Raw genomic sequence first — 5,696 nt, forward strand, 5'->3', positions numbered from 1 at the left:
GAATGAGGAGATGGAATAGCAAGACAAAAACTTCATATAATAAAAATTTTTTGTAAAGAAAAGGAGATCAGACAATTATGACAGGTACAATTATTGCAATTGGAGCAGCAGCAGCAGTTTTAACAGGTATTGGAGCAGGTATCGGTATCGGTATCGCAACCGCAAAGGCAGTAGACGCGATCGCAAGACAGCCGGAGGCAGAGGGCAAGATCAGTAAGAACCTGATCCTTGGATGTGCGCTGGCAGAGGCAACCGCTATCTATGGATTTATTATCGCGATCCTGATCATCTTCTTCCTGCAGTAAGAAAATGTTCCTTACATTCAGGAAGGTTTTCGGCAGTTGGAAGAAGAAAGGCAGGGAAAATAAGTGCTGAGAGTAGATTTTAACCTGGTCCTTACCATGATCAATCTGGTGGTCCTGTTTTTGATCCTGCGAAAATTTTTGTTCCGGCCGGTGATGGACATTATGGAAAAGCGTGAGGCGATGATCGCCGACGGGCTGAAAAATGCAGAAACCAGCCAGACAGAGGCGCTGGAGCTTAAGAATCAGTATGAGGCGAAGCTCCAGGGCGCGAAGGAAGAATCTTCCCAGATGATCGAGCGGGCAAAGCAGGAGGCAAAGGCGGAGTACGACCGTATTGTAAATGATGCGGGAACAGAAGCCAAAAAGCTGATGCAAAGCGCCAGAGACACCATGGATATGGAGCGGGAGCAGGCATTAAGAGATATGAAATCGCAGGTTGCATCTCTTGCAGTGGACGCGGCAAGAAAAGCTCTTCTTGACAGCGGCCATGGAGCAGATGATCAGTCGGTTTATGACCAATTTCTGAAAGAAGCAGGTGATCCGCATGGCAGAACAGAAGAGTAATAAGAAATACTGTTCACTTGCGGCGCTGCGTTATGGGCAGGTTCTGTACGAGCTTGAGATACCGGAAGAGGATATCGAGGAGACCAAAGCGATCTGGGAGTCTTCTGCCGATCTCAGGGAGATCCTGGAAAATCCGGTGGTATCCGGGGAACAGAAGCACGGGATCATTGACCGGATCTTTCCGGAGAAGATCCGCAGCTTTTTAAAAGTTCTGACGGATCATGAAAAAGCAGGGATCCTGGAAGAGGTTTTCCAGGCATATGAAGAGAGAAAGCAGGCGGCTGCAGGCATCATCACAGCCACTTTGCGGTATACGGCGCTGCCCACAGAGGAACAGAAAAAAGAAATGGAAGCGTTCCTGTGCCGGACGCTGCATGCTTCCGGTGTAAACTGGGAGCTGACTAAGGATATGTCTCTGATGGGAGGTTTTATCCTGTCGGCCGGCGGCAAAGAGTATGATTACAGTGTGCAGGGAAGGCTGAACAGACTGGAACAAAAATTAACCTGGAGGTGAAAGGATTGCGCGCAATCAGTTCAGACGAGATTATTTCTATCATAAAAGAAGAGATCCATAACTATGACGAGATCAGCCGCAACCAGGAGGTAGGGACCGTTGTTTCGGTAGGAGACGGTATCGCTACGATCTATGGTCTGGACCACGCGATGTATGGCGAGATCATTACCCTGGAAAACGGTCTGAAGGGTATGGTTCAGGATATCAAACAAAATGAGATCAGCTGCATCTTATTTGGAGATGACAGCGAAGTTACACAGGGAACAAAAGCGGCACGGACAAAAAGACGCGCCGGCATTCCGGTAGGAGAGGCCTACATCGGAAGGATCGTGGACGCTCTGGGATCCCCCATCGACGGACGGGGCGAGATTAAGGCAAGCGAGTACCGGCCGGTAGAGCAGGAGGCTCCCGGCATTGTGGAACGTAAGTCGGTCAGCGTACCGCTGGAAACGGGAATTCTGTCTATTGATTCTATGTTCCCGATCGGGCGGGGACAGCGTGAGCTGATCATTGGAGACCGCCAGACCGGAAAAACATCGATTGCCATGGATACCATCCTCAATCAGAAGGGGAAAGATGTGATCTGTATCTATGTAGCCATCGGTCAGAAATCATCTACAGTTGCGCAGCTTGTGAATACCCTTCGCAAGCACGACGCGCTTGACTATACCACGGTATTTTGCTCAACGGCCAGCGAGTGCGCGCCGCTGCAGTATATCGTGCCTTATTCTGCGACTGCGCTTGCAGAATATTTTATGTACCAGGGAAAAGATGTGCTGATCATTTACGATGATCTGTCCAAACATGCGGTGGCCTACCGCGCCATTTCGCTTCTGCTTGGACGTTCGCCGGGACGAGAGGCTTACCCGGGAGACGTTTTCTATCTGCATTCCAGACTTCTGGAGAGAAGCAGCCGGTTAAACGAAGAGGCTGGGGGCGGCTCTATTACGGCTCTGCCGATCATCGAGACGCAGGCGGGAGACGTATCTGCGTACATTCCGACCAACGTCATTTCCATTACAGACGGACAGATCTTTCTGGAGAGCAGCCTCTTTAACGCAGGTATGCGTCCGGCTGTGAACGTAGGACTTTCCGTATCCCGTGTGGGCGGCGCTGCCCAGACCAAGGCGATGAAGAAGGCCAGCGGAAGTATCCGTATCGATCTTGCACAGGCAAGGGAAATGGAATCCTTTACCCAGTTCAGTTCGGATCTGGATGAAGCGACCAGGGAGCAGCTGAAATACGGAGCGGTCCTGACAGAACTTCTGAAACAGCCGCTGGGACGGCCTCTTTCCATGCATGAGCAGGTGATCACACTGGTAGCGGCGACCAGCCGTCTGATGATGGATGTGGAAACTGCGAAGGTAAAAACATTTCAGATGGATATGCTGGCATATTTCGACCGGGAGTGTCCGCAGATCGGCGAGACGCTGGAAGAAAAGAAAGTGCTGGACGATGAGCTGAAACAGCAGATCATAGATGTGGTAAAGAAATTCAAAGAAACAAGATAAGCAGGTGTAACTATGGCAAATGCAAGAGAGCTGAAGGAGAGGATGGCCAGCATCCAGGAGACGAGAAAGATCACCAATGCCATGTATCTGATCTCCTCGTCAAAAGTGAAGCAGGCAAGGAAAAAGCTTGCCGACACAGAGCCGTTCTTTTTCGGGATCCAGGCGGAGATATCAAGAATCCTGCGGCATGTTCCGGATATGCACAGCCATTTCTTCGACATAAGGGATCAGATCCCGCCGGAGGAGCGGAAGATCGGATGTATCGTGGTCACAGCGGATAAAGGTCTGGCCGGGGCATATAACCATAATGTCATCAAGATGGCGGAGCAGATGCTGGCGGAGCCGGGGATCCATAAGATGTATGTCCTTGGAGAACTGGGCAGACAGTATTTCTCCAAGAAGAAGGGCCTTTTGCTGGACACCTCGTTCCGGTATACGGTGCAGAAACCGACGTTGTACAGAGCCCGCGTGATCGCGGAGGAAATGGTGTCTCTGTTTGAAGAAGGAGAGCTGGATGACATTTATATTATCTATACCAGGATGGAAAATGCCATGCAGACGGTGACAGAGAAGATCAAGATCCTTCCGCTGCACAGGGTCAGCTTCGCGCCCCAGAATATGATGTCTATTCCGGGCGTATATCAGGAAGGGATGATCCTGTATCCATCGGCCCACAGCGTTATGGATAATATTGTGCCAAACTATGTGGTGGGGCTGATCTATGGTTGTCTGGTGGAGTCTTACTGCAGTGAGCATAACGCCAGAATGCAGGCAATGCAGAATGCGACGGACAGTGCATCGGATATGCTGGATGAGCTTAGGATAACATATAACCGTGTGCGCCAGGCCGATATCACCCAGGAACTGACGGAAGTCATCGGCGGGGCAAATGCACAGAAAAGGAAGTGAGCAGGAACATTATGACAAAGGGTAAGATCGTGCAGGTCATGGGGCCTGTTGTAGACGTGGAATTTGAAAGCCAGAAAGAGCTTCCCCGCATCAAGGACGCGCTGGAAGTTGACAACGGCGGGAAACGCTGTGTGATGGAAGTGGCGCAGCATGTGGGAAATAATGTGGCGCGCTGCATCATGCTGGCGTCCAGCGACGGACTCTATAAGGGAATGGAAGTTACGGCCACAGGCGCCGGGATCCAGGTGCCGGTAGGCGAACAGACTCTGGGACGTCTCTTTAACGTGCTGGGAGAAACGATTGATGATAAAGAAGCGATTTCTGAGGATACCGAGCATTGGGTGATCCACAGAAAAGCGCCGAGCTTTGAAGATCAGAGCCCGGCGGTGGAGGTACTGGAAACCGGGATCAAGGTTATTGATCTTCTGACCCCGTACGCGAAAGGCGGAAAGATCGGTCTTTTCGGAGGCGCCGGAGTAGGAAAGACGGTGCTGATCCAGGAGCTGATCCACAACATTGCTACGGAGCATGGAGGATATTCTATCTTTACCGGTGTGGGAGAAAGATCCCGTGAAGGAAACGACCTCTGGACCGAGATGAGCGAGTCCGGGGTTATCAATAAAACGGCCCTGGTGTTTGGACAGATGAACGAGCCGCCTGGAGCGCGTATGCGTGTGGCGGAGACAGGGCTTACCATGGCGGAATATTTCCGTGATGAAGAGCATCAGAACGTATTGTTATTTATCGACAATATTTTCCGATTCGTACAGGCGGGTTCCGAGGTGTCCGCGCTGCTTGGACGTATGCCGTCCGCGGTCGGATATCAGCCGACCCTGGCGCAGGAAATGGGTGCATTGCAGGAGCGTATTGCTTCTACAAGAAAGGGATCTGTTACTTCCGTTCAGGCGGTTTATGTGCCTGCGGACGACCTGACAGATCCGGCGCCTGCCACGACATTCTCCCATCTGGATGCCACCACCGTTCTTTCCAGAAAGATCGTGGAGCAGGGAATCTATCCGGCGGTAGATCCGCTGGAATCCACCTCCCGGATCCTGGAACCGGACGTGGTTGGAGAAGAGCATTACCGGGTGGCAAGAAAGGTACAGGAGATTCTGCAGAAATATAAAGAACTTCAGGACATTATCGCGATCCTTGGTATGGAAGAACTGTCGGAAGAGGATAAGATGACAGTAAACCGTGCAAGAAAGGTACAGAGATTCCTGTCTCAGCCCTTCTCTGTGGCGGAAGTATTTACGGGCACTCCGGGAAAATATGTACCGCTTGAGGAAACGGTCCGCGGCTTTGCGGCCATCATTGACGGAGAGATGGATGAGTATCCGGAAAGTGCATTCTTTAACGTGGGAACCATCGAGGACGTAAAAGAAAAGGCAAAAGCTCAGATGCAGAAGGCATAAGGAGTGAAGAAAAAATGGGAACATTTTCGTTGAAGATCATATCCAGCGATAAAATATTTTACGAGGGACCGTGCCAGTATCTGACGATCCCGGCTCCTGACGGACAAAAAGGTGTTCTGCCCCACCATGAGAACATGGTGATCGCAGTGGACCCGGGGGAACTTAAGTTTCAAAAGCCGGACGGAGAATGGGTGGAAGCCGTTGTGTCCATGGGGTTTGCGGAGATTATGAACAACCGGGTGTCTGTGCTGGTGAATACGGCGGAGCGCCCGGAGGATATTGATGTGAAGCGGGCCGAAGAGGCGAAGGAACGGGCGGAGGAGCGGCTGCGTCAGAAGCAGAGCATCCAGGAGTATCACCTGTCCCAGGCTTCCCTGGCGAGAGCCATGGCAAGGCTTAAGGCATCCCGGAATAAGCACGGGGATATCTAGGATATAGAATGTACAGAAATAAAAAGGACTGCGCTTGGGAGGAGTGC

7 protein-coding genes are annotated in these 5,696 nt (G+C 51.4%); all 7 read left to right on the forward strand.

All coding sequences use genetic code 11. The annotated features are described in order from the left end of the window. The first annotated feature begins 77 nt into the window (after window positions 1–77). Entirely contained in the window at window positions 78–305 is a 228-nt protein-coding gene (gene atpE / locus H6A13_RS12430) for an ATP synthase F0 subunit C (RefSeq protein WP_204909863.1), read from the forward strand. A 63-nt stretch (window positions 306–368) separates the two neighbouring features. Then, on the forward strand, window positions 369–869 hold the full coding sequence (gene atpF / locus H6A13_RS12435) for a F0F1 ATP synthase subunit B (RefSeq protein ID WP_204909864.1): 501 nt from the start codon (window positions 369–371) through the stop codon (window positions 867–869). Then, window positions 850–1,383 (forward strand): ATP synthase F1 subunit delta, encoded by a 534-nt coding sequence (gene atpH / locus H6A13_RS12440; RefSeq protein WP_204909865.1) that lies wholly within the window; start codon window positions 850–852, stop codon window positions 1,381–1,383. The genes atpF and atpH overlap by 20 nt, the downstream gene beginning before the upstream one ends. A 5-nt stretch (window positions 1,384–1,388) precedes the next feature. Then, window positions 1,389–2,894, forward strand: coding sequence for a F0F1 ATP synthase subunit alpha (atpA, locus tag H6A13_RS12445; protein WP_204909866.1), 1,506 nt, complete (start codon window positions 1,389–1,391; stop codon window positions 2,892–2,894). Between the two features lie 12 nt (window positions 2,895–2,906). Beyond that, window positions 2,907–3,803 carry an ATP synthase F1 subunit gamma gene (gene atpG, locus H6A13_RS12450; protein WP_204909867.1) on the forward strand — a complete coding sequence of 299 codons (897 nt, stop codon included), beginning with the start codon at window positions 2,907–2,909 and terminating at the stop codon, window positions 3,801–3,803. Between the two features lie 11 nt (window positions 3,804–3,814). After that, a complete protein-coding gene (gene atpD, locus H6A13_RS12455) occupies window positions 3,815–5,218 on the forward strand; it encodes a F0F1 ATP synthase subunit beta (RefSeq protein WP_204909868.1) in 1,404 nt (467 codons plus the stop codon). Window positions 5,219–5,232: 14 nt separating this feature from the next. Continuing rightward, entirely contained in the window at window positions 5,233–5,649 is a 417-nt protein-coding gene (gene atpC / locus H6A13_RS12460) for an ATP synthase F1 subunit epsilon (protein ID WP_204909869.1), read from the forward strand. Window positions 5,650–5,696 lie beyond the last annotated feature (47 nt).

Source organism: Mordavella massiliensis (assembly GCF_016902415.1).
GTDB lineage: Bacteria > Bacillota > Clostridia > Lachnospirales > Lachnospiraceae > Merdimonas > Merdimonas faecigallinarum.